This window comes from Streptomyces sp. NPDC053048, assembly GCF_044547045.1.
Classification (GTDB): domain Bacteria; phylum Actinomycetota; class Actinomycetes; order Streptomycetales; family Streptomycetaceae; genus Streptomyces.
The window spans coordinates 442,556-465,079 of record NZ_JBITZS010000003.1 but is presented as its reverse complement, the minus strand read 5'-3'; the positions used below and the strand labels follow the sequence as shown (position 1 = coordinate 465,079).

Sequence of the window (22,524 nt, the reverse complement as noted above, 5' to 3'; positions counted from 1 at the left end):
CCCCGGAGCCTACTCGCGGAGCCCGCCCGCCGACAGGGCCCCGGGTCAGGACGCGCGCAGCTGTGCGAGCACCGAACCGGCCATGGCCTGCTCGCCCTTGGCGTTGGGGTGGAAGGGGGCGGCGGGGCTCTCGGGGCTGGCGCCCTCGACCCAGCGGTCCGCGGCGGGCGTGCACACGTCGTGGCCGACGGTCGGGGTGTAGGTGTCGGCGTAGCGCACGTGCGCCTTGCGGGCCTGCTCCTTGAGCATGGCGTTCAGCCGCTTCTCGGTGTCCCGCAGGTAGGGGGCGTCACCGGCCGCGATGGGCACGGCCGGGAAGCAGCCGACGCCGCTGTCCGGCATGATCGTCGGGTAGCCGACGAGCACGACCTTGGCGTACGGGGCGCGCTCGTGCACGGCCTTGAGCACCCGGGCGATCTTGGGGGCCGCCTCGTTGATGCGGGTGGTGAGCTGGTCGGTGCCGTCGGGCGCCGTGTACTGCTTCTTGCAGGGGGCGCCCGCCGGGTCGCCGGCCGACAGCTGGGCGCAGGTGCCGATGATGCTGCCGAAGCCTATGTCGTTGCCGCCGATACCGACGGTGACGAGCCTGGTCTGCTTGCCGAGGGCGTTGAGCTGCGGCTGGTTCTCGCCCTGCGCGCGCCACATGTCGTCCGTGGTGGCTCCGCTGCAGCTGACGTCCTTGAACGACGTCTGGTGCACGCTCTTGGCGGTCAGCGCGGGGTAGTTGACGCTGGAGCGGGCGCAGTCGCCGCCGGTCTGCTCGGGGATGCCGGGGCCGGAGGTGTAGGAGTCACCGAGGGCCACATAGCGGGCGCTGCCGGCCTGCTCGGCCGGGGTGGCCGCCGTGGCGGCGCCGGTCGCGCCCGCCGTCAGAGCCGAGGCCGCGCCGAGCGCCGCCAGCGCCTTTCCGTATCGCGCACCACGTTCGCGCACCTGTGCCACAAGTTCTCCAAAAAGTCCGGAAACTGTCTTCGCGTGAGCCGGTCGGCGTGGTCGGTCGTCGTCGCCGGTTGATCATCGCGAGCCACAGACTCCCCGCGTGGTTACGGTCTGTCAATCCGGAGGCGGCGGCGACCCGGGGGCCCAGGGGGACGTCGGTGGCGGCAGGACCTGACCCGTGGGGCCCGAGTGGGTGACGCGGCCGGCGTGCAGGAGGTGGACGGTGTCGGTGTAGGCGGCGACGAGGTGCGGTTCGTGGCTGACGACGGCCAGGGCCAGCCCGCGTTCGTCCTTGAGCCGGGTGAGCAGGTCCATGATGGCGACGGCGGTGTTGGGGTCCAGGGCCGAGGTGACCTCGTCGCACAGCAGCACGTCGGGGCGCGGGGCCAGGGCGCGCGCGATGGAGACGCGCTGGCGCTGCCCGCCGGAGAGCTCACGCGGGTAGCGGTCGGCGAAGCCGGTGGGCAGGCCGACGTCGCCCAGGAGCTCCGCGACGTGCTCGGCGGTCCGCCGCCGGGGCACGACGCGGTGCAGCCGCAGTGGCCGGGCCAGGGTGGCGCCGATGGTACGGGCGGGGTTGAGGGCGCCGAGTGGGTTCTGCGGGACGAGCTGGACGCGCCGCAGCTGGTCGCGGTCGCGCCGGCCGGCGGGCGCGGGCAGGGGCCGGCCGTCGAGGGTGAGGCTGCCGGTGCCGGCGGGCCGCAGCCCCGCCAGGACGCGCAGCAGCGTGGTCTTGCCGGAACCGGAGGGGCCGACGATGCCGGCGGCGGTGCCGGGGGCCACCGCGAAGTCCACGCCGTGCAGGGCCCGGTGCGCCCTGCCGCCCTGGGTGAACGTCACACCGATGCCCCGGGCGGCCAGGCCGCTTCTCCCGTCGGGCGCCGGGGCGTCCGTACCGGGCCGGGGGATGGGGGCGCGGACCGGGGCCGGGCCGCTGCCCAGGTCGGTGACGTCGTCGGCGCAGCGGTCGAGGAGGGCCGGGTCGTGGCAGGCGAGGACGACGGCGAGGTCCCGGTCGGCGGCGAGGCGGCGCAACAGCTCGGCGATCTCGTCGCGCAGGGCGGGGTCGAGGCCGGCGGTGGGTTCGTCGAGGAGCAGGACGTCGGGGGTGCGGGCGAGGGCGCGGGCGAGGGCGACGCGGCGCTGCTGTCCGCCGGAGAGGGCCGTGGGGCGGCGGTCGGGCAGGCCGTCGTCGACCGGCAGACGGCATTCCGCCAGCAGCCGGCGCACGGCCTCCGGTCCCGGTTCGGCGGCGGTCTCGGCGATCAGCCGGCGCACACGCATGCGGGGGTTGAGGCCCGAGCCGGGGTCCTGCCCGACGTAGGCGAGGCGGTGCCGGCGCAGTTCCCGCAGGGCCCCGGGCGGCAGGGCGAAGACGTCGTGGCCCAGGACGCGGGCGCTGCCGTGGGTGACGCGCGCCCCGGGGGGCAGGTCACCGAGGACGGCCCGCAGCAGCGTGGACTTGCCGGAACCGGAAGGTCCGGTCAGGGCGGTGACGCGGCCCCGGCGGACGACCAGGCCCGCGCGCGGCAGCAGCACCGGCCCGTCGGGGATGCGGATCTCCAGGTCGGTGACGGTCACCAGGGGCGCGTCGCGGTCGCTGCTCCTGAGGCGCTTCATGAGACGGCCGCCTTGCCGCGGCGGCCGGGGGCGGGCCTGCTCCGGCCGGGCGTGAGGGCGTCCGCGGCCACGTTGGTGCCGATGGCGAGGACGCCGATGGCGGCGGCGGGGGCGACGACGGCCCAGGGGTTGAGGAGGACGCCGGCGGCGTTCTCCCGGATCATCAGGGCCCAGTCGGCCTCGGGTGGCTGCGGGCCGAGCTGGAGGAAGCCGGCCATGGAGATGACGTAGACGGCGGCGACGAAGCGCAGGCCGAACAGGGCGAGGACGGTGGAGCGCAGGTTGGGCAGGATCTCGCGCAGCGCCAGGTACCACAGGCGCTCGCCGCCCGCTGCGGCCGCCTCGACGAATCCGGAGGCGGCGAGTGGTGCTGCGGCCGCGGCGGCGACCCGTACGGCGTAGGGGACGCCCAGCACGACGGCGGCCGCGACGACGGCCGGGCGGCGGCCGCCGGGCCAGGCGAGGGCGAAGAGCATGATGCCGAGGACCGGCGGCAGCAGCATGCCGAGGTCGGCGCTCCGCTCGACCAGGCGCCCCAGCCGCGGCCCGAGGGCCGCGAAGCAGCCGAGGACGACGGCCACGCAGGTGACGGCCAGGGCCACGGCGAAGGAGCCCGCGAGGAGGGCGCCGCCGCCGTGCAGCAGCCGGCTCCACACGTCCCGGCCCAGCTGGTCCCCGCCCAGCGGGGCCCCTTGGCCGGGTGGGGCGTAGGGGGCGGTGACGGGCTTGTCGACGGGGTGCGGGGCGAGCAGCGGCCCGGCCGTCGCGAGCAGCAGGACGAGAGCGAGCCCGAGGCCGGGCAGCACGGCCGCCGGGCGGGGGAGGCGGCGGCGCGCGGGCGGGCCGGAGGCGGGGGGTGCGCTCATGGGCGGGCTCCCACGGTGCGGTCGCGGACGAGGTCGGCGAGGAAGAGCACGAGCGTGATGGCGGCGGCGGTGCAGGCCACGACGCCGGCGATGACGGGGGTGTCGCGGTCGGCGACGGCACCGGCCAGGACCATGCCCACGCCCGGGTAGTTGAAGAGGGTCTCCACCACCACGGCGCCGCCCAGCAGCATGCCGGTGGAGGTGGCGAGTCCGGTGGCGATGGCGGGCAGCGCGCCGGGCAGCGCGTGGCGCAGCAGGACGCGGTGGGCGGGCAGCCCGTCGAGGACGGCGGCCTCGACGTGGGGTGCGGTGGCCTGGTCGGCGAGGGCCGCCCGGACGATGCGGGTGTTCCAGCCCGCCTGCGGCACGGTGAGGGCCAGTACGGGAATGATCAGCATCGTCCAGTCGGCCGGGGAGCCGTCGGCGGCGGTGAGGGTGGTGGGGGGCAGCCAGCCGGTCCACAGGGAGAGCACCAGCAACAGGCCCACCGACACCACGAATTCGGGCAGGGCGAGGGTGGCGGTGGCGAGGAGGCCGACGACGCGGTCCACCGCGCCGCCCGGCCGGGCGGCGGCCCAGCAGCCGAGGGTCAGCGCGAGCAGGGCGGTCAGCGCGAAGGCGACGGCGCCCAGCAGGAGGGTGTTGGGGAAGGGCGCGGACAGCAGGTCGGCCACGCGCTGTCCGCGGGCGGAGGTGCCCAGGTCGCCGGTGGGCAGGGCGGTGAGCCAGTCGGCGAAGCGCTCGGCGAGGGGCCGGTCGAGGCCGAGCAGGTGCCTGCGCCGGGCGAGGTCGGCGGCGCTCTCGCCGCGTTCGGAGGTGGCCAGGGCGGCGTCGCCGGGCAGCAGCTCGACGGCCGCGAAGACGACGGCGAGCAGGACGGCCAGCAGCAGCGTCCGCCGGGCCAGGAGGCCCGCGACGCGCAGGACGTGGCGGAGCGGGCGGGCCGGTGCGGTCGCGGTCGTCGAGACCGCACCGGGTATGCCGGACGGGGCGGAGGTCACCGGGCGAGCCACACGTGCTCGAGCTGGACGCGCCCGTAGCCGGGCAGCCTGGGCAGGTCGCGGACCTTGGCGGCGGCCAGGTCGATGCCGTCGGCCATGCCCCACAGCAGATAGCCCGACCGCTCGTGTTCGATCTTCTGCAGGGTGCGCAGTTCGGCCTTGCGGGCGGCGGCGTCCTTGGTGCCGATGGCCTTGCGGTAGGCGGCGTCGAAGTCCTTGTCGGCGAAGCCCGCCTCGTTGCGCGGGGCCCCGCTGACCAGGGTGTTGGAGGCGAAGAAGACGACGGAGTCGTTGGTGCCCCAGTAGTTGGTGTAGAAGTCGCCCTTGAGCCAGGTCTTGTCGTAGAAGGCACCCGACTCCTGCTTGACGACCTCGACCTTGACGCCGGCCTCCCGGGCCTGGGCGGCGAAGAGCGTCGCGGACTCGGCCAGGCCGGCGATGTCCTCGGTGGTGACCAGCCGGTAGGTCCTGCCGAGGTCGAAGCCGGCCTCCTCGAGCAGCTGTTTGGCGCGGTTCAGGTCGCGGGTGCGCCGGGGGAGGTCCTTGGCGTAGGCGGGGTCGGCGGTGCCGAGGACGTCGTTGGCGACGGTGCCGTAGCCGGAGAGGACCTGTTTGACCATGGCCTCGCGGTCGACGACGAGCTTGAACGCCTCGCGGACCCGGGGGTCGGCGAAGGGGCTGCCCTGCGCGGCGCGCATCACGATGGGCATCGCCATGTCGTCGGGCCGCCGGACGACCTGGACGTCCTTGCGGGAGGCGGCGGTGCGGGCGGCGACGGCCCCGGCGTTGGAGGCGAGGTCGATCTGCCCGGCGAGCAGCGCGTTGGCCATGGCCTGGGCGTTCTCGAACATGGTCACCTCGATGGCGTCGAGGAGGACCTTGCCGCCGTGCCAGCGGTCGTTGCGTATCAGGCGGGCGTTGCCGCCGCGGTACCAGTCGAGCCTGAAGGGGCCGGTCCCGGGCGCCTTGTCCAGCGCCTTGGCGTCGGTGTCCTTCTTCAGGACGAACGTGGACAGCCGGGTGAGCAGCGGCAGTTCGGCGTTGGCGTAGTCGGAGACCAGGACGACGGTCCGCTTGCCGTCGGCGGTGATGTTGCCGGCGGTGATGCCGGGCAGCCGGGAGGCGCCGGCCGGGGTGCCGCGCAGCCGGCGCAGGGACCAGACCACGTCGTCGGCGGTCACCGGGGTGCCGTCGTGGAAGGCGGCGCCGTCGGCGAGGGTGAAGCGCCAGGTCTTGAGGTCGTCGGAGGAGGTCCAGGAGGTGGCGAGGCGGCCGGTGGTGTTCGTCTTGCGCCCGGGGGCCGTGAGCGTGTCGTAGATCAGGGAGATGACCAGATAGTCACTTTCATTGCCCTGAGTTCCGTGCGGGTCGCGGGTGACGGCGGACGCCCGGCCCAGCGCGCCGACGCGCAGGGTGCCACCGTTGCGCGGCTGGTTTGCGTTGTCCCGGGAGGCCTTGCCGTCTCCTCCCCCGCAGGCGGAGAGCAGCATCGCCGCTCCGGTTCCCGCTCCGGCCATAAGCATCTGTCGCCTGTTGAAGTCCATGCCGACCTCGATCCACAGCAGATGTGAGGGGTGCTTAGGTTTGCCTACCCTAATGATCTCGGGGTCGGCAAGCCCCTGCGCGCTGTGCAGTGAAATCGGCCAGACCGTCAACTCCCTTTATTTGCAGACTAGTTCAGACAGGACGGACCTAACGGGTAACCGTTCAGTTAGGTTTGCCTAACCTAACTTCGAGCGGTACGTTCAAGCCAGTCCCCTCTCTCGCCGCCCCCACCGCCAAGGAATCGGGAGATCGTGCCATGAGCCCGGGAACAACCACCCCCGCCTGCCCGCACCGTGCTGCCCCCGCCTGCCCGCAGAGCCCTTCCCCCGCCCTCCCGCCGACCACCGCCCCCGTCCGCCTCCTCGACGAGGCCTCGGTCGGCGAACTGCACCGCGCCGCCCGGGAGATACTCCACGCCCACGGACCCGGCACCTCCTCGCCCGGCCTGCTCTGGCAGGTACGGGAGTCCGCCGCCGGCCTCGGCGAGGCCATCCACCACCAGTGCCGCCCGGTGGACTCCGACGCCGGCCTGTACGTCCTGCGCGGCCTGCGGGTGACCGACGCCGACCTCGGCCCCACCCCCACGAGCTGGGCCACCGCCGGCGACGCGGGCGCCCACCACGACGTCGTCCTGCTCCTGCTGGCCACCGTCATGGGCGTCCCCATCGCCTGGGAGGGCCAGCAGCGGGGCCGGTTCGTGCACAACATCGTCCCCGCCCGGGGGCACGAGCGGCAGCAGACCGGTGCCAGCAGCAGCGTCCTGCTCAGCCCCCACACCGAGGACGCCTTCCACCCCGGCCGCGCCCACCTGCTGATGCTCGGCTGCATGCGCAACCCCGACGCCATCGCCACGACCGCCGCCGGCATCCGCCGCGTCCGCCTGGACGAGGCCACCGTCGCCGAACTCTCCCGCCCCGCCCTGCCGATCCTGCCCGACGACGCCTACTTCGAGGCCGGGGACTTCAGCGGTCCCCCGCGCCGCGTCCCCACCCTGTGGCAGGCGGCCGACGGCCTCACCCTGCGCTTCGACCCCGCCTACACCCCCCTCGACCAGGCCACACCCGCCTACCGGGCCGCCTACGCGCGCCTGGAGGCCGAGCTCGAACGCGTCTCGGTGGCGGTGAGCCTGACCCCCGGAGAGGTCCTGGTCGTCGACAACGACCTCGTCGTCCACGGACGGGTGCCCTTCGCCCCGCGCTACGACGGCACCGACCGCTGGCTCAAGCGCGCCTCGGTCCGCGTACCGGGACGCCGCACCCGCCCGCCCGCCGAGGAGCACGAGCACGGCTACGGCCAGAAGGCCATCGAGGCCCACCCCACCACCTGAACCGGCCCCGCGCACCGAGAGCCGAGGAGTTCGTCATGACGGACATCACCGCACCCGGACCGGCCACCCCCCGCCCCGCCGCCGACCTCATGTCCGAGATACCTGGAGCGCCCGCCGACGACCGGCACCTGACCGTCCTGTCCACCGGCGACGTCGCCGGCATCGCCATCACCCCGGCCGACGTCCTCGACACCGTCGAGAACGCCTACCGGACCCTGGCCGCCGGACTCTCCGACAACCCGCGCAAGCTCACCGTCAAACCCCGCGACGGCCACTCCGTCGCGTACGCGATGCTCGGCCGCGACGGCTCGCGCGATGTCGTCGCCGTGAAGACCTCCTACAAACACGGCCTGGACAAGTCCCGCGACGCACAGCACTACTACACCGCGCTCACCCTTTACGACGACATCACCGGGCTGCCGGTGGCGATGATGGACTGCGGCCGCGTCGGCGCCCTGCGCACCCCTGCCGTCTCCGCCCTGCTGGCCCGGGAGTGCGCCGCGCCCGGCGCCCGAGCCGTCCTGGTGATCGGCACCGGCACGCAAGGGCGCCTCGCGCTGCCGTTCCTGCTGACGGCCCTGCCGGGCCTGGAACGACTGATGCTCTACGGCACCCACCCCGACGGCATCGAGGCGGTCCGCACCCGGCTGCGGGAGGACTTCCCCGACCGTTCCCTCGAGGTCGTCACCGACGTCCGCGCGGCCGCCGAGGCCGCCGACGTCGTCGTCGCCACGGCCGGGCAGCACACGCCGGCGGCCGTGGCCGCCTCCTGGCTGCGGCCCGGCGCACTGAGCATCCTCGTCGGCCACGGGCTGGCGCCCTCCACGCTGCACCAGGCCGACCGCGTGGTGTCCACCAGCCGGGCCCAGATGCTCGTCACCGGCACCGACATGGCCGACGAGCAGGGCGGACTGCCGCCCGTCGACGCCGAGTTCCCCCAGGTCCTGGCAGGGACCGCGGCCGGGCGCACCGCCCCCGGCGAGCGGGTCTTCGCCTACAACAGCGGCCTCGTCGTCACCGACATCGCCCTCGGTCACCGCTTCGCCCAGCTGGCCCTCGCCCAGGGCCTCGGCACCCGGGTACCGCTGTGGCGGTGACCGGTACGAGGGTGCCCTCGCTGCCCGCCCACCCGGACGGGCGGGCGGCGGAGGTACTGGCCAGCGGACTACTGCAGGAACTCTCCCACGCCTTCGGCGGCCCCTTCCACTTCCTGCTGCCCGAGCGCTTCGACGCCAACCTCGCCGCCTTCCGCGCCGTCCTCGCCGAGGCCGGCGTGGCCGGGCGGGTGTACTACGCGAAGAAGGCCAACAAGGCGGCCGTCTGGGTCGAGCGCTGCGCCGCCGGGGGCGCGGGCGTGGACGTCTCCGGTGCCGGGGAGCTGCGCGAGGCCCTGGCCCACGGGGTGCGGGGCGAGGACATTGTGGTCACCGGGCCCGCCAAGGACACGAACCTGCTGCGCGTCGCGGTACTGCAGGGCGCCCTGATCGCCGTCGACTCGGTCGAGGAGCTGGACCACCTGGTGGCCCTGGCCCTGGGCCCCGACCTGGCGCTGGCGCCGGGCGAGGCGGCCCGCCCCGCGCGGGTGCTGCTGCGCCGGCTGCCGCCGACCCAGCCGCACAGCCGCTTCGGGCTCGGCAACGGCGAGCTGGCGGTGGCCCTGCGCCGCTGCGCGGAGGCCGGCGACGCGGTCCGCATGGAGGGCTTCAGCTTCCACCTCACCGGATACGCCGTCCAGCCACGCGCCGATCTCGCCGGGCAGCTGGTCACGCTGTGCCGGGCGGCGCGGGCGCTGGGCCTGGCGGCCGACCGGATCAGCGTCGGCGGCGGCTTCGCCGTGGACTACGCGGCCGCCGAGGACTGGCGCGGGTTCCTCGCGGAGCAGCGCCCCGAGCACTACCACGCCGAACGGTCGTTCACGGCGGCCGACTTCTACCCGTACCACTCCCCCGTGGCCGGGGCCGGCGCCCTGCGGGCCGTCCTCGCCGCCACTCCGGCCGGGCACGCGCACAGCCTGGGCCGGCTGCTGCGGGAGGCGGGCATCGCCCTGCTCGCGGAACCGGGGCGGGCCCTGCTGGACCGGGCCGGGTCGACCGTCTTCCGGGTACGGGGCGTCAAGGACCGCGACGGCTACGGCGTCCTGACCGTGGACGGCACCAGCCTGAGCCTGTCCGAGCAGTGGTTCAACAGCGAGTACCTGCCCGATCCCGTCCTGCTCACCCCGGCCGGTCCGGCCGCCGGGCCCGCGGCGTACGCGGCCTGCGTGGGCGGGGCCAGCTGCCTGGAGGGCGACATGGTGACCTGGCGCAAGGTGCCCTTCCCCGCCCGGCCGGCGGTCGGCGACCTGCTGGTCTACCCCAATACGGCCGGCTACCAGATGGACTCCAACGAGTCCCCCTTCCACGAGCTCCCGCTGCCGCCCAAGGTGGTCCTGGACCACCCCCCGCCGGACGCGGCGACGCGGCGGCCGCGCTGGCGCCTGGACCGGCACGCCACGGCCGCCCGCTGACCGCCCGCCGGCTCCCGTTCCCCCTCTCACGTCCCCGTCTGCCTTCGCGCCACAGGAGTCCATCCGATGTACGAGGCACTCGCCCGCCCCGCCGTGGTCACCCGCGTCTCCCAGCTCATCGGCCGCACCCCGCTGCTGGAGCTGTGCCGCACCGCGACCGGCAGCCGGTTGCTGCTGAAGCTGGAGATGTTCAACCCCATGGGCACCGCCAAGATCCGCATGGCCCGGCGGATGGTGCTGGACGCCGAGGCCCGGGGCGAACTGCGCCCCGGGGGCCGCATCATCGAGTCGACGTCCGGCAACACCGGGCTCGGCCTGGCCGTCGTCGCCGCCGAACGCGGCTACACCTTCACCGCCGTCGTCGACCACCACGCCTGCGCGGACAAGCTGCGGGCCATGCGGGCGATGGGCGCCGAGCTGGTGTACGCCACCGACGACGCGACCGGCGAGCTGGCCACCGCCGCCCGCGAGGAACTGGCCGAGCGGATGGCCCGCGGCCGGGACAACACCGTCTTCACCGAACAGCACAACAACCCCGGAAACGGCGCCGGTTACACCCCCGTCGCCCATGAGCTGTACGCGGCCCTCGGCGGCCGCGTGGACGTGCTCGTCGGCGCCGTCGGGACCGGCGGATCGCTCTGCGGCACCGCCCGCGAGCTGCGCCGGCTCGTGCCCCGGGTGCGGACCGTCGGCGTGGAGCCCAAGGGGTCCATCGCCTTCGGCGGGCCCGCCCACGACTACTACCAGTCCGGCACCGGCACCCCCGAGGGCGCGCCGCTGGGCGCGCTGGTGGACTTCGACCTCATCGACGAGGGCGTCAAGGTCGGCGACGTCGAGGCGTTCGCCACCTGCCGCGCGGTGGCCCGCACCGGCCTGCTCATCGGCGGCTCGGCCGGTGGCGTCGTCCACGAGGCGCTGCACCGGCTGCCGGCCCTCCCGCCGGGCAGCGTGGCCGTCGCCCTCGTCAACGACGGTGGCGAGAAGTACCTGGACACCGTCTTCGACGACGCGTGGATGGCCGAACGCGACCTCCTCGACCCCGTGGTGGAGCAGGGGATCGACGAGGTCCTCGCCAAGCTGCGCGGGATCTGATGCGCTCATGGGCGTGAAACCTCTCCTGCGCGACAGCCGCGTCCTGGCCGGCCTGGCCGTCCCGCTCGCCCTCACCCAGCTCGCCCAGGTCGCGCTCACCACGACCGACACCGTGCTGATGGGCCTGCTCGGCACCCGCGAACTGGCGGCGGGCGGCCTGGCGATCGTCATCTTCAACCAGCTGCGCACCATGGGCGTGGGCCTGGTGACGTCCGTGGGCAACCGGATCGCGGCCGCGGCCGCCCGCGCGGAGGCGGCGGCCGCCGACGGCGCCGGGGAGGTGCGCGTCGTGGTGCGGGCCAGCATGGCCGTCGCCACGCTGGCCGGGCTCGCCGGGGCCGTCCTCATGCTCGGCATCGGGCAGTGCCTGCCCCTGCTGGGCCAGGACGCCGAGGTGGCGCAGCCGGCGCGGAACGTGCTGGCGGCGCTGGCCCCGGGGCTGCTGCCCTGCCTGTGGTTCCAGGCGGTGCGTCAGTTCACGGTCGGCATGCGCCGCCCGCAGGCGCTGCTGCGGATCACCCTGGCCTCCGTGGTCGTCAACGCGGTGCTCGACTGGGCGCTGATCCACGGCACGTGGGGGCTGCCCGCGCTGGGCCTGCCCGGCATCGGTGTCGCGACGTCGCTGGTGTACCTGCTGTCGTTCCTGGCGCTGTACGCCTCGGCCGCGAGGGACCCGGTGCTGGCCCCGCTGCTGAGCTGCAACCCGCTGGGGGCCGACCGGGCGACAGTGCGCCGCCTGGTCGCGCTGGGCGTCCCGGTCGCCGCCACCTACGGCTCGGAGGCGGGCTTCTTCTCTCTCACCGCGCTGATGGCGGGCACCTTCGGCAGTGCCGCGCTCGCCGCCCACACGGCCGTCAACCAGCTCGTCTACATCGTCTTCCAGGTGGCCGTGGGCCTCTCCCACGCCGCCTCCATCCACGTCAGCCGCGAGCTGGCGCTGGGCAACGTCCCCGCGGCCCGGCGGGTGCGGAATTCGGCCCTGGCCTGCGGCGCCGCCGTCATGGCCGGTGTCGCCTGCTGCTATCTCGCCTTCCCGGGCCTGGTGCTGCGGCCGTTCCTCGTGCCGGGTGCGGCGGACGGCGGACGGGCACTGGCCATCGCCGGCCAACTGCTGTTCGTCGTCGCGGTCCTGCAGTTCTTCGACTGCGCGCAGAACATCGGCGTGGGGCTGCTGCGGGGCCTGGACGACACCAAGGGCGGCTTCCGCGTCACCCTCGTCGGCTACTGGCTGATCGGCCTCCCGGCGGCCCTGCTGTTCGGCTACGCGGCCGGACTGCGCACGCTCGGCATCTGGCTCGGGCTGCTGGCGGGCCTGGCCACCACGGCCGCGCTCCTGCTGCGCCGCTACGCGGCCGGACTGCGGGCGCACCGCCCCACGATAATTGGATTCTCAGAATCCAATTAGTTACGGTGAGGGCGTGCGACTGACCAAGAGCACCGACATCGCCCTGCGCATCGCGATGCGCCTGGCCGTGACGGCGGACACCGAGGACACGGCGCCGACCACCCGCGAGGTGGCCGACGCCGTCGGCGTGCCCTACACGCACGCCGCCAAGGTGGTCAGCAGGCTGCAGCACCTGGGCGTGGTCGAGGCCCGCCGTGGCCGGGGCGGAGGGCTCACCCTCACCGCGGCCGGGCGCACGGGCTCGGTCGGGCGCCTGGTGCGCGAGCTGGAGGGCGCCGGTGACGTCGTCGGCTGCGAGGACGAGCCGCCGTGCCCACTGCGCGCCGCATGCCGGCTGCGCGGTGCGCTGCGCGACGCCCAGGAGGCGTTCTTCGCCGCGCTGGATCCCCTCACCGTCGAGGAGCTGACGGGCCCGCCGACCGGCCCGGTGCTGCTGAGCCTGAGCACCCGCCCGGGAGGCTGAAGCGGCCCTGGCGTACGGTCGGTTCGCACGTTCAAAAACACGAATCTCAGATACCAATTAACCGGTTGTATCGAAGATCCCTCGAGACCAGGAGCGCCGATGCTGTCCCCGAAGTCGTCCGAGATCGTCCGCGCCACCCTGCCCGCCGTCGGCGGCGCGATCGGTGAGATCACCCCGCTCTTCTACGACAAGCTCTTCGCCGCCCACCCGGAGCTGTTGCGCGACGTGTTCAACCGCGGCAACCAGGCCGACGGCAGCCAGCAGCGGGCCCTCGCCGGCGCCGTCGCCGCCTTCGCCACGGCACTGGTCGAGCACCCCGGCACCCGCCCCGACGTGATGCTCGCACGCATCGCCCACAAGCACGCCTCACTGGGCGTCACCCGCGAGCAGTACCCGGTCGTCCAGCGGCATCTGTTCGCCGCCATCGCCGAGGTGCTGGGCGACGCGGTCACCGACGAGGTCGCGGCGGCCTGGGACGAGGTCTACTGGCTGATGGCCAACGCCCTGATCGCCCTCGAGGCCCGACTGTACGAGGAGGCGGGCGTCCTGCTCGGCGCGACCTGGCGGCCCTACCGCGTCGTCGCCCGCCACCGGGAGACGCCCGAGGTCACCACCTTCCTCGTCCGCCCGGACGACGGCCGGCCGCTGCCCGCCGCCCGCCCCGGCCAGTACGTCTCCGTCCAGGTCGCCCTCCCCGACGGTGCCCGCCAGATCCGCCAGTACAGCCTCTCCGGCCTGCCCGAGGACGCCCTGCAGTTCTCCGTCAAGCGCGTGAGCGGCGACCCGGCCGGCGAGGTCTCCACCCATCTCCACGACCACGTCGCCGTGGGCGACGTGCTGAGCCTGAGCCACCCCTTCGGCGACGTGACCCTCGACGACGGCGACGCGCCCCTCCTGCTCGCCTCCGCCGGCATCGGCTGCACCCCGATGATCGGGATGCTCACCCACCTCGCCGCCACCGGCTCCACCCGCCGCGTCATCGCCGTCCACGCCGACCGCGACGAGAGCTCCCACGCCTTCCGCACCGACCTCGAACAGCTCGTCGCCAAGCTCCCGGACGCCGACGCCCACGTCTGGTACGAGCGCCCCGAGGCCCCCCGCCCCGCCGACCGCACTGGTCTCGCCGACCTCTCCGTCCTCGACGTCCCCGCCGGCACCACGGCCTACCTCTGCGGCCCCCTCCCCTTCCTCAAGTCCGCGCGCGCCCAGCTCCTCACGGCGGGCGTGGCGGCCGCGGACATCCACTACGAGGTCTTCGGCCCCGACCTGTGGCTGGGCGCCGACGCCTGAGGTGCGCCCGGGACGGACACGCGTCAGGGATGCGGCCCCGCCCCCGGCATCAAGGTGCCCGGCTCCGGCGGGGCCACCTCGACGGCCTCGGTCTTCAGGCTGCGCCGCTGGCGCTGGGCGACCCAGTTGGCGAACCAGGACAGCAGCATGCACATCCCGATGTAGATCGGGGAGATGACCATGACGACGGGGATGAACGGCAGGTCGTAGTCGAGGTTGCCGGCGATCGCCTTGCCCGCGTGCAGGAACTCCTCGTAGGTGATCAGGAAGCCGAGCGAGGTGTCCTTCAGGGCGACCACCAGCTGGCTGATGATGGTGGGCAGCATCGCCCGCAGCGCCTGGGGCACCAGGACGTACGTCATCACCTGGGTCTTGCGCATGCCCAGCGAGTACGCCGCCTCCCGCTGGCCGCGCTCCACCGCGTTGACGCCCGTGCGGAAGACCTCGGCGAGCACCGAGCCGTTGTAGAGGGTCAGGCCCGTCACCAGGGCGGGCAGCGGCTGGACCTTGAGCGCCACGAAGACGAAGAAGATCATCACCAGCACCGGCATGGCGCGGAAGAACTCCACCACGAGCGTGGCGGCCCAGCGCAGCGGCCGGTGCACGGACAGCCGGCCGCAGGCCAGGACCGCGCCGAGGGCCAGGGAGAGCACGGCGGCCAGGGCGAACGCCTTGAGGGTGTTGCCCAGGCCGCGCAGCAGCATCTCCTGGATGCCCTTGTACTCGAACGGCCGCCACTTGGCCGCCGTGAACTGCTGGGTGTCGAACAGCAGATACAGCGCCCAGGCGACGATGCCGAGGATGACCAGGGTGGAGAGGACGCCGTAGAGCAGGTGGCGGCGGCGGGCGAGCGGGCCGGGGATGTCGTACAGGGCCGTACTGGTCATCGGGCGACTCCCCAGCGCTGTTCCAGCACGTTGAAGACCGCGCTGATGGTCAGGGTCACGATCAGATAGCCGACGGCGATCCAGACGAAGGACCAGATGATGCTGTAGCCCAGCTCGTTGAGCGTCTTGTAGGTGCCCAGCAGCTCGGTGACGCTGAACGAGCCGGCGATCGCGGAGTTCTTGGCGAGCGCGATCAGCGTGGAGCCGACCGGCGGGATGACCGAGCGGAAGGCCTGCGGGAGGACGACGTCGCCGAGGGTCTGGGCGAAGGTCATGCCGAGGCTGCGGGCCGCCTCCCCTTGGCCGGTGGGCACGGTGTTGATGCCCGAGCGCAGCGCCTCGCAGATGAAGGCCGAGGTGTAGCAGCCGAGGGCGAGGACGGCGAAGAGCTGGAACGGCAGGACGATCCCGAACCGCGGCAGCCCCAGCATCACCGCGAAGAACAGCAGGGTGAGCGGGGTGTTGCGCAGCACCGTCACCCACACCGTGCCGAAGACGCGCAGCGAGCCGACGGGCGCCACCCGGAAGGAGGCCATCACGAAGCCCAGGACGAGCGCGAGGAGCGAGGCGTAGACGGTGAGCTCGACGGTGCCGAGCAGGCCCTTGCCGTAGAGGGAGAAGTTGTCGGCGAGTACGTCCACGGGTTCCTCCTCAGCTCGCCGGGTAGCGGTCGATGGCGGGCGGCGGCGGGGCCGGTACCCCGGAGAGGCCGAGGGTGGCGTCGTAGGCCTTCTTCCAGTCGCCGTTCTTCTCGTGGGCGGCGAGGGCGTCGTCGAGGGCGAGGCGCAGGGCCGTGTCGCCGCGGGGCACGCCGATGCCGTAGGGCTCCTTGGAGAAGGGCTTGCCGACCACCTTCAGCACATCGGGGGCCTTGGCGGCGTACCCCATGAGGATGGTGTCGTCGGTGGTGACGGCGTCCACCTGGAGGCTGATGAGGTTGTCCACGCAGATCGAGTAGGTGTCGTAGGCGACGGCGATGGCCTTGGGGTACTCGCGCTGGATGCGCTGCAGCGGGGTGGAGCCGGCCGCCGAGCAGACCCGCTTGCCGGCCAGGTCCTGGGGGCCGTGGATGTCCTTCTCGTCGGTGCGCACCAGCAGGGACTGGCCGGCGATGTAGTAGGGGCCGGCGAAGCCGACCTGCTTCTTGCGCAGGTCGTTGATGGTGTAGGTGCCGACGTAGTAGTCGATCTGGCCGTTCTGCAGGGCGGTCTCGCGGTTGGCGGAGGCGATGGTGCGGAAGGCGATGGTCTTCGGCGCGAAGCCGAGGGAGGCGGACATCATCCGGGCGATCTCGATGTCGAAGCCGGAGTAGCCGCCGGTGGCGGGGTCCTTCTCGCCCAGGTAGGGCTGGTCCTCCTTGACGCCGACGACGAGGTGGCGGCGGCGCTCGGCGGCCCGCCAGGTGGGCGATCCGGGCAGCCGGAAGCCGGTGTCGACCTGATAGACGGGCAGCTTCTCGGCCTGCGGGCCCTTGACGGGCGGGCTGCCCTCCTTGCCGCAGCCGGCGGTGAGCAGGGCGGCGAGGGCCAGCGTGGCCAGGAGAGCCGGCGCGGCGACGAGGCGTCTCATGTGTGCGCTCACCCCGGTCAGTGCTTGAGGATCTTGGAGAGGAAGTCCTTGGCCCGTTCGCTCTCGGGCGCGGTGAAGAACTCCTCGGGGGTGCGGTCCTCGACGATGCGGCCGTCGGCCATGAAGACCACGCGGTTGGCCGCCGAGCGGGCGAAGCCCATCTCGTGCGTGACGACGACCATCGTCATGCCGTCCCGGGCGAGCTGCTGCATGACCTCCAGCACCTCATTGATCATCTCCGGGTCCAGCGCCGACGTCGGCTCGTCAAACAGCAGCGCCTTGGGGCTCATGGCCAGGGCGCGGGCGATGGCCACGCGCTGCTGCTGGCCGCCGGAGAGCTGGGCGGGGTACTTCTCGGCGTGGGCGAGCAGACCGACCCGTTCGAGGAGCTCGCGCGAGCGCCGGTCGGCCTCCTCCTTGCCGCGCTTGCGGACCTTGATCTGCGCCAGGGAGACATTGGCCAGGACGGTCTTGTGGGCGAAGAGGTTGAAGGACTGGAAGACCATGCCGACCTCCGCGCGCAGCTTGGCCAGCTCCCGGCCCTCCTCCGGCAGCGGCTGCCCGTCGAGCAGGATGGTGCCGGACTCCACGGGCTCGAGGCGGTTGATGGCCCGGCACAGCGTGGACTTGCCGGAGCCCGAGGGCCCGATGACCACCACCACCTCGCCGCGGCCGACGGTGAGGTCGATGTCCTGCAGCACGTGCAGCGTGCCGTAGTGCTTGTTGACACCCCGCAGCTCGATCAACGGCTCGACGGCCATACCAGCCCTACCCACTCTCAGCTGTCTCGCGGTCGCCGCAAACTAACCGCCTCGATACGGGACTTCCCCGGTGACACGCGTACGAAGGGTGATTGAGCCGGATCGGGGCCCGCAATAGCCGCCATTTGCCCTAGGTACACAGACCGAGCCTGGGTACCTAGCCTGTGGGGGCCGGACGGGGGAAAGCAGTGGGGGAAGGGAGCCCGGTGTGGGCGACAGCAGGCCCGTATACCTGCGCATCGCGGACGACCTGCGGCAACGGATCGACGAGGGCGGACTCGCGGTGGGCGACCGGATCCCCTCCCGCTCCGAACTCAAACGCGCGTACGAGGCCAGCGATCAGACCGTGGACCGCGCGGTCCGCGTCCTGAAGGCCGCCGGATACGCCCAGGGGCAGTTCGGACGGGGGGTGTTCGTCAGCGACAGGAAGCCGCTGGGCACCCTGCTGCGCTCGACCGGCGCGGTCGACTCCCCCTTCGCCGCGGAGGTCCGCGACTACGCGGGGCGCTCCCGGGACACCGCCCTCACGTGGGAGGCGTCCTCGAGTGAGACGACCGCCCCGGCACCGATCGCCGAGCGCCTGGGCATCCCGTCCGGCGAGGCGGTGCTGTGCACCCAGTACGAGTACCTGGCCGACCGCCATCCCGTGCAGCTCGCCACCAGCTGGGAGCCGCTGACGATCACCGAGGGCACCGACGTCGCCCTGCCCGAACGCGGGCCCTACGCACGGCGCGGGGTGCGCGGCCGGCTGGCGGCCATCGGCATCCGGGTGGTGCGGGCGCGGGAGCTGGTCGGCTCGCGGCCGGCCACCACGCCCGAGGCGGAGGCACTGGGGTGCGCGGCCGGCCAGTGCGTCACCGTCGTCGAACGCACCCACTTCGACGGTGACGACCGGGCCGTGGAGACCTCCGACATCGTGGTCCGCGCGGACCGCTGGCGGCTGGAGTACACCATCGCCTTCACCAGCTGACACCCCCTGACACCCCGCCGGCCCCCGCGCGGGCGCCGTATCAGTTCTCGGCGATCTCCGCGTACTGCCGGGACAGCTCCGGGGCGCCGTCCTCCGCCCAGGCCTGGCCGGCCTCGACCACGTCGATCTCACGGCCGTTGGCGAGCCGGACGACCGGCTGGCCGTCCTGCCGGATCCACCAGCCCGCGCCGGCGACCGTCCGCACGATGACCGTACCCAGGTACAGACCCGCGTCGTTGCCGAGCCAGGACACCAGTTCCGGGTCCTCGCGCCAGCGCGGCTGCAGCTGGTCCAGCGCCTCCAGGGACGTCGGCGCGTCGTCGAGCGCGACACCCGCCGACTGCGCGTGGGCGCGCAGCAGTTCGCACTCCGACAACAACTCGGCCAGGCCTTCCGGATCCCGGTCGGAGGCGTCGGGCGCCGCCGCACCGCGCGCCGGGCCCTGCCGCTTGCGCCAGCTGTCCAAGAAGGGAATGTTCATACCGGCCAGGATCTCACTCGCACGGATGGCCCCACCACAGGCGCGCGGCACCCGACGTGGCCGATCGGCCTCCTTGACGTTCCCCAAACGCCTCCTTAGCTTCATCCCGCCACTTTCAGAGCGGGCAAAGCTGGGAGGCATGACGCGCATGCTCCGGACACCGAGGCTCAGGACGTTCGACGGCAGACGACACAGACGGACGGCCTCAGGACGGGTCCGATGGGCCGGTGCGGTGGCGGGCGCGGTCTGCGCCGTCGCGCTCGCGAACACCCCCGCCCTGGCCGACACCGCCCCCGCCCCGGGCGCCGACGCGGCCCGTGCCGCCGTCGCCGCCGCGTACAAGGAGCCGCTCCCTCTGGAGCGGCTCTTCGACAATCGGGCGGTCAGCGACGACGCCCGCCCGGCGGCCGCCGACTTCGACGGCTCCGGCGGCTCCTTCTCCGCCCAGGACCTCGCCACCGCCGGCTGGACGCCCGGCCGCACGCTCGACATCGACGCCACCCGCCTCACCTGGCCCCGCACAGCCCCCGGCCGGCCGGACAACGTCCGGGTCGCCGGGCAGGCGGTCCGGCTCAGCGGCCGCGGCGAGGCCCTGACCTTCCTGGTGGCGGGCAGCACCAAGGGCGGGCCGGGGAACGCCGCGACCGGGACCGGCACCATCCGCTACCGCGACGGCTCCAGCAGTACGTACCGGCTCGTCGCGCCCGACTGGCGGCGCGGCCCGCTCACCACCAAGGCCGTCGGCCTGCCCCACCGCAACACCCCCGGCGGGCAGCGGACCGAGACCACCCGCCTGTACACGGTGACCGTGCCGGTGGCGCGCGGGCGGCAGATCGGCTCGGTGGTCCTGCCCAAGGACCCGGGAGCCGGCGTCGATCTGCACGTCTTCTCGCTGGCCCTGCGCGCTCCCACGAACGAGTGGACCGGCAGCTGGGCGACGTCCACGTCCGGGTACGCCGCCGTGGGCCCGTGGACGGACCGCACCCTGCGGCTCGTCGTGCACAGCAGCACCGGCGGGCCGCGGACCCGGATCCGCCTGGAGAACACCTTCGCCCAGCGCCCCGTGCGCATCGGGCACGCCACCGTGGCCCTGCAGGAGGACGGCGCGTCCACGACGGCCCGCCCCGTGCCGCTGACCTTCGACGACCGGGCGGGCGTCGACATCCCGGCGGGCGCCCAGCGGTTCAGCGACCCGGTGCGCTTCCGGGTGCCGCCCGGCACCAACCTGCTGGTGAGCATCCACCTGCCCGGCACAGTACGGGCGGTGCCCGTGCACAGCTACAGCAACCAGGTCTCGTTCCTCAGCGCCGACGGCAGCGGCGACCGCACCGGCGACCGCGGACCCGGCGCGTTCACCGACAAGCTCGAGGGCTGGCCCCTGCTGACCGGCGTGGACGTCAGCGGCGGTCCCGGCTCGGTCGTCGCCCTCGGCGACTCCATCACCGACGGCGAACGGGCCACCCCCGGCGCCAACGGCCGCTGGCCGGACCTGCTGGCCCGGCGGCTGCGCGCCCAGCACACCGTGCCGGAGCTCGGCGTCCTCAACCACGGCATCTCCGGCAACCGCGTGGTGTCCGACCGCTATCCCGGCGACGGCACCAGCGGCATCAAGAGCGGGGTGAGCGCGGGGAACCGGCTGGAGCGCGACGTGCTGGCACAGACCTCTGCCCGCACGCTCGTCATCTTCGAGGGCGTCAACGACGTCCGCGCCGGCACCACGGCCGACGAGGTCATCGCCGCGCTCCGGTCGATCACCGCCCGCGCCCACGAGCGCGGCATGCGGGTCGTGGCCGCCACCATCGCGCCGTGCGGCGGCTTCCACGACTGCACCGCGCAGGCCGACGCCCACCGCACCGCCATCAACCGGCACATCCGCACCTCCGGGATCTATGACGCCGTGTTCGACTTCGACGCGGCGATCCGTGACCCCGACCGCCCCGAACGCATGCTCCCGCGCTTCGACGGCGGGGACCACCTGCACCCCAACGACGCCGGGATGAAGGCGTTCAGCGACTCGGTCGACCTGCGACAGCTGATCTGACGGGGGGCGGACGACGGGGGCGCCTAGGGCCGGCCGTCCAGGTCGACGTCGACGACGACCGGGGCGTGGTCCGAGGCGCCCTTGCCCTTGCGCTCCTCGCGGTCGACGAAGGCGTCCTTGCGGGCCTTGTCGAAGGGGGCGTTGCCGTAGACCAGGTCGATGCGCATCCCGCGGTTCTTGGGGAAGCACAGCTGGCGGTAGTCCCAGTAGGTGTAGGGGTGGTCGTACTTCAGCGGACGCGGCACGACGTCGGACAGGCCGGCGTCGCGCAGCGCGGCGAGCGCGGCGCGCTCGGCCGGCGTGACGTGGGTCGCCCCCTCGAAGACGGCCGGGTCGAAGACGTCGTCGTCGGTGGGGGCGATGTTGAAGTCGCCGAGGACCGCGAACGGGCGGTCCCCCGCCGCGTCGGCCGAGACCGCGTCGCGCAGCGCCTCCAGCCAGTTGAGCTTGTACGTGTAGTGGGCGTGGCCGACCTCTCGGCCGTTGGGCACGTAGACCGACCACAGGCGCACGCCGCCGCACGTCGCGGAGATCGCGCGGGGCTCCTGCGCGCCGTCGTAGTCGGGGCCGCCGGGCAGGCCCATGACCACCTCGTCGAGGCCGACGCGGGAGATCAGGGCGACCCCGTTCCACCGGCCGTTGGCGTTCACCGCGGACTCGTAGCCGAGCTCGCGCAGCTCGTCGGCGGGGAACTGCTCGGCGGTGCACTTGGTCTCCTGGACGCACAGCACGTCCGTGCCGCTGCTCTCCAGCCAGGCCAGCAGGCGCGGGAGGCGGGCAGTGATCGAATTCACGTTCCAGGTAGCGATGCGCATGGGCCCACCCTAACGGCCGGGTCTGACAGACCCGCCTTCCCGGACCGCTCCTCACAACTCGATGGCCTGGCCCGCCGCCATCCGCGAGTGGTCCGCCCCGCCGACGCCGGGACCGTCCGGACCGAGCATCCGGTCGTAGACGGGCCGGGCCAGATCGGTCAGCAGTGCGTCGTGGATGTCGATCGCCCGGCGCGGCTTGACCTCCCGGATGTAGTCGATGACGTCCGCGACCCGGCTCCAGGGGGCCATGACCGGGACCATCAGCGTCTCGACCGGCTGCCCCGGCAGGGTCAGGGCGTCGCCGGGGTGGAAGAGCGAGCCGTCGACGAGATAGCCGACGTTGGTGATCCGCGGGATGTCCGGATGGATCACGGCGTGCAGCTGTCCGTGCACCTGGACGTCGAAGCCGGCGGCGGTGAAGGCGTCGCCTTCCCCGACCGTGTGCACCCGGCCGGGGAAGGCCGCCGAGACCTGCTCCGCGACGCTGCGCAGGGTCCACAGCTCGGCGGCCGGGTTGGCCTCGAGGGCGGCCCGCAGCCGGTTCTCGTCGAAGTGGTCGGGGTGCTCATGAGTGACGAGCACGGCGTCGGCCCCGACGGCCGCGTCCTCCTCGCTGAACCCTCCCGGGTCGATGACGAGCGTGCGACCGTTCTTCTCCAGGCGGACACAGGCGTGACTGTGCTTGGTCAGCTTCATGAGGTCATCTTGCTACGCGGCCCCTCAGCGCGTCTCCGCGAGGACGCGGTGCGCGACCGCGAAGGCCGCCCGGACGGCGGGCAGGCCGCGGTAGGGCACGCACTGCAGAAGCGTTTCCCTGATCTCGTCAGGGGTGACGCCCTCGAGCAGGGCGGCCCGCGTGTGCAGGGCGAGATCGTCCAGATGCCCGCCGACGGCGAGCGCGGTGAGCGTGACCAGGGCGCGGGTACGCCGGTCCAGACCGGGCCGC

The 22,524-nt window shown here is 73.5% G+C and carries 21 protein-coding genes and 1 pseudogene; 9 read left to right on the top strand and 13 right to left on the bottom strand.

Annotated elements, in window-relative coordinates; all coding sequences use genetic code 11:
- Window positions 1–45: 45 nt before the first annotated feature.
- From ACIG36_RS10295 to ACIG36_RS10275, 5 genes are all read right to left on the bottom strand, one after another.
- Window positions 46–933: an SGNH/GDSL hydrolase family protein gene (locus ACIG36_RS10295; protein ID WP_399925062.1), complete on the bottom strand. Its 888-nt coding sequence runs from the start codon at window positions 931–933 to the stop codon at window positions 46–48.
- Window positions 934–1,053: 120 nt separating this feature from the next.
- Window positions 1,054–2,559, bottom strand: coding sequence for an ABC transporter ATP-binding protein (locus ACIG36_RS10290; protein WP_399925060.1), 1,506 nt, complete (start codon window positions 2,557–2,559; stop codon window positions 1,054–1,056).
- Window positions 2,556–3,425: an ABC transporter permease gene (locus ACIG36_RS10285; RefSeq protein ID WP_399925058.1), complete on the bottom strand. Its 870-nt coding sequence runs from the start codon at window positions 3,423–3,425 to the stop codon at window positions 2,556–2,558. The genes ACIG36_RS10290 and ACIG36_RS10285 overlap by 4 nt, the downstream gene beginning before the upstream one ends.
- Window positions 3,422–4,426: an ABC transporter permease gene (locus tag ACIG36_RS10280; RefSeq protein ID WP_399925056.1), complete on the bottom strand. Its 1,005-nt coding sequence runs from the start codon at window positions 4,424–4,426 to the stop codon at window positions 3,422–3,424. The genes ACIG36_RS10285 and ACIG36_RS10280 overlap by 4 nt, the downstream gene beginning before the upstream one ends.
- On the bottom strand, window positions 4,423–5,970 hold the full coding sequence (locus ACIG36_RS10275; protein WP_399925054.1) for an ABC transporter substrate-binding protein: 1,548 nt from the start codon (window positions 5,968–5,970) through the stop codon (window positions 4,423–4,425). Before ACIG36_RS10275 ends, ACIG36_RS10280 begins: the two co-directional genes overlap by 4 nt.
- 257 nt (window positions 5,971–6,227) lie before the next feature.
- Here ACIG36_RS10275 and ACIG36_RS10270 point away from each other — a divergent pair, with 257 nt between their 5' ends.
- The 7 genes from ACIG36_RS10270 (at window position 6,228) to ACIG36_RS10240 (ending at window position 14,054) form a co-directional block, all read left to right on the top strand.
- On the top strand, window positions 6,228–7,298 hold the full coding sequence (locus tag ACIG36_RS10270; protein WP_399925052.1) for a TauD/TfdA family dioxygenase: 1,071 nt from the start codon (window positions 6,228–6,230) through the stop codon (window positions 7,296–7,298).
- Between the two features lie 35 nt (window positions 7,299–7,333).
- Entirely contained in the window at window positions 7,334–8,395 is a 1,062-nt protein-coding gene (locus ACIG36_RS10265) for an ornithine cyclodeaminase family protein (RefSeq protein WP_399925050.1), read from the top strand.
- On the top strand, window positions 8,386–9,804 hold the full coding sequence (locus tag ACIG36_RS10260) for a Y4yA family PLP-dependent enzyme (protein ID WP_399925048.1): 1,419 nt from the start codon (window positions 8,386–8,388) through the stop codon (window positions 9,802–9,804). Before ACIG36_RS10265 ends, ACIG36_RS10260 begins: the two co-directional genes overlap by 10 nt.
- 66 nt (window positions 9,805–9,870) lie before the next feature.
- Complete coding sequence (locus tag ACIG36_RS10255; RefSeq protein WP_399925046.1) at window positions 9,871–10,896, top strand: cysteine synthase family protein; 1,026 nt, start codon at window positions 9,871–9,873, stop codon at window positions 10,894–10,896.
- Between the two features lie 7 nt (window positions 10,897–10,903).
- Window positions 10,904–12,301: an MATE family efflux transporter gene (locus tag ACIG36_RS10250; protein WP_399925044.1), complete on the top strand. Its 1,398-nt coding sequence runs from the start codon at window positions 10,904–10,906 to the stop codon at window positions 12,299–12,301.
- Between the two features lie 13 nt (window positions 12,302–12,314).
- Window positions 12,315–12,764, top strand: coding sequence for an RrF2 family transcriptional regulator (locus ACIG36_RS10245; RefSeq protein WP_399925042.1), 450 nt, complete (start codon window positions 12,315–12,317; stop codon window positions 12,762–12,764).
- Between the two features lie 99 nt (window positions 12,765–12,863).
- A complete protein-coding gene (locus ACIG36_RS10240) occupies window positions 12,864–14,054 on the top strand; it encodes a globin domain-containing protein (protein ID WP_399925040.1) in 1,191 nt (396 codons plus the stop codon).
- Between the two features lie 23 nt (window positions 14,055–14,077).
- On the opposite strand, the gene ACIG36_RS10235 is transcribed toward ACIG36_RS10240, so the two are convergent.
- Genes ACIG36_RS10235 through ACIG36_RS10220 form a run of 4 tightly spaced genes read right to left on the bottom strand, consistent with a single transcriptional unit; the run spans window position 14,078 to window position 17,271 of the window.
- On the bottom strand, window positions 14,078–14,941 hold the full coding sequence (locus ACIG36_RS10235) for an amino acid ABC transporter permease (RefSeq protein ID WP_399925038.1): 864 nt from the start codon (window positions 14,939–14,941) through the stop codon (window positions 14,078–14,080).
- Entirely contained in the window at window positions 14,938–15,582 is a 645-nt protein-coding gene (locus ACIG36_RS10230) for an amino acid ABC transporter permease (protein WP_399925037.1), read from the bottom strand. Before ACIG36_RS10230 ends, ACIG36_RS10235 begins: the two co-directional genes overlap by 4 nt.
- Before the next feature lie 10 nt (window positions 15,583–15,592).
- A complete protein-coding gene (locus ACIG36_RS10225; protein ID WP_399925035.1) occupies window positions 15,593–16,510 on the bottom strand; it encodes a glutamate ABC transporter substrate-binding protein in 918 nt (305 codons plus the stop codon).
- A 17-nt stretch (window positions 16,511–16,527) separates the two neighbouring features.
- Window positions 16,528–17,271 carry an amino acid ABC transporter ATP-binding protein gene (locus tag ACIG36_RS10220; protein ID WP_399925033.1) on the bottom strand — a complete coding sequence of 248 codons (744 nt, stop codon included), beginning with the start codon at window positions 17,269–17,271 and terminating at the stop codon, window positions 16,528–16,530.
- Between the two features lie 208 nt (window positions 17,272–17,479).
- Here ACIG36_RS10220 and ACIG36_RS10215 point away from each other — a divergent pair, with 208 nt between their 5' ends.
- Window positions 17,480–18,241, top strand: coding sequence for a GntR family transcriptional regulator (locus ACIG36_RS10215; RefSeq protein ID WP_399925031.1), 762 nt, complete (start codon window positions 17,480–17,482; stop codon window positions 18,239–18,241).
- Between the two features lie 40 nt (window positions 18,242–18,281).
- On the opposite strand, the gene ACIG36_RS10210 is transcribed toward ACIG36_RS10215, so the two are convergent.
- Entirely contained in the window at window positions 18,282–18,722 is a 441-nt protein-coding gene (locus ACIG36_RS10210; RefSeq protein WP_399925029.1) for a DUF6278 family protein, read from the bottom strand.
- A gap of 148 nt (window positions 18,723–18,870) precedes the next feature.
- Between ACIG36_RS10210 and ACIG36_RS10205 the strand changes: the two genes are divergently transcribed.
- Complete coding sequence (locus tag ACIG36_RS10205) at window positions 18,871–20,763, top strand: SGNH/GDSL hydrolase family protein (RefSeq protein WP_399925402.1); 1,893 nt, start codon at window positions 18,871–18,873, stop codon at window positions 20,761–20,763.
- A gap of 23 nt (window positions 20,764–20,786) precedes the next feature.
- Here the strand turns inward: ACIG36_RS10205 and ACIG36_RS10200 are convergent, their stop codons facing one another.
- The 3 genes and pseudogenes from ACIG36_RS10200 to ACIG36_RS10190 form a co-directional block, all read right to left on the bottom strand.
- Window positions 20,787–21,578 (bottom strand): exodeoxyribonuclease III, encoded by a 792-nt coding sequence (locus ACIG36_RS10200; protein ID WP_399925027.1) that lies wholly within the window; start codon window positions 21,576–21,578, stop codon window positions 20,787–20,789.
- Between the two features lie 51 nt (window positions 21,579–21,629).
- On the bottom strand, window positions 21,630–22,274 hold the full coding sequence (locus tag ACIG36_RS10195) for an MBL fold metallo-hydrolase (protein ID WP_399925025.1): 645 nt from the start codon (window positions 22,272–22,274) through the stop codon (window positions 21,630–21,632).
- A gap of 24 nt (window positions 22,275–22,298) precedes the next feature.
- Window positions 22,299–22,523, bottom strand: a pseudogene (locus ACIG36_RS10190) (carboxymuconolactone decarboxylase family protein); the annotation flags it as partial.
- Window position 22,524: the final 1 nt, after the last annotated feature.

What these genes read in the sequence shown, in the direction of transcription:
- ACIG36_RS10270 (WP_399925052.1), top strand. Translation starts at nt 6,228, where the DNA reads ATGAGCCCGGGAACAACCACCCCCGCCTGCCCGCACCGTGCTGCCCCC.
- ACIG36_RS10250 (WP_399925044.1), top strand. Translation starts at nt 10,904, where the DNA reads ATGGGCGTGAAACCTCTCCTGCGCGACAGCCGCGTCCTGGCCGGCCTG.
- ACIG36_RS10220 (WP_399925033.1), bottom strand. Translation starts at nt 17,271, where the DNA reads ATGGCCGTCGAGCCGTTGATCGAGCTGCGGGGTGTCAACAAGCACTAC.
- ACIG36_RS10200 (WP_399925027.1), bottom strand. Translation starts at nt 21,578, where the DNA reads ATGCGCATCGCTACCTGGAACGTGAATTCGATCACTGCCCGCCTCCCG.
- ACIG36_RS10235 (WP_399925038.1), bottom strand. Translation starts at nt 14,941, where the DNA reads ATGACCAGTACGGCCCTGTACGACATCCCCGGCCCGCTCGCCCGCCGC.
- ACIG36_RS10240 (WP_399925040.1), top strand. Translation starts at nt 12,864, where the DNA reads ATGCTGTCCCCGAAGTCGTCCGAGATCGTCCGCGCCACCCTGCCCGCC.
- ACIG36_RS10255 (WP_399925046.1), top strand. Translation starts at nt 9,871, where the DNA reads ATGTACGAGGCACTCGCCCGCCCCGCCGTGGTCACCCGCGTCTCCCAG.
- ACIG36_RS10290 (WP_399925060.1), bottom strand. Translation starts at nt 2,559, where the DNA reads ATGAAGCGCCTCAGGAGCAGCGACCGCGACGCGCCCCTGGTGACCGTC.
- ACIG36_RS10285 (WP_399925058.1), bottom strand. Translation starts at nt 3,425, where the DNA reads ATGAGCGCACCCCCCGCCTCCGGCCCGCCCGCGCGCCGCCGCCTCCCC.
- ACIG36_RS10265 (WP_399925050.1), top strand. Translation starts at nt 7,334, where the DNA reads ATGACGGACATCACCGCACCCGGACCGGCCACCCCCCGCCCCGCCGCC.
- ACIG36_RS10275 (WP_399925054.1), bottom strand. Translation starts at nt 5,970, where the DNA reads ATGGACTTCAACAGGCGACAGATGCTTATGGCCGGAGCGGGAACCGGA.
- ACIG36_RS10195 (WP_399925025.1), bottom strand. Translation starts at nt 22,274, where the DNA reads ATGAAGCTGACCAAGCACAGTCACGCCTGTGTCCGCCTGGAGAAGAAC.
- ACIG36_RS10205 (WP_399925402.1), top strand. Translation starts at nt 18,871, where the DNA reads ATGCTCCGGACACCGAGGCTCAGGACGTTCGACGGCAGACGACACAGA.
- ACIG36_RS10210 (WP_399925029.1), bottom strand. Translation starts at nt 18,722, where the DNA reads ATGAACATTCCCTTCTTGGACAGCTGGCGCAAGCGGCAGGGCCCGGCG.
- ACIG36_RS10225 (WP_399925035.1), bottom strand. Translation starts at nt 16,510, where the DNA reads ATGAGACGCCTCGTCGCCGCGCCGGCTCTCCTGGCCACGCTGGCCCTC.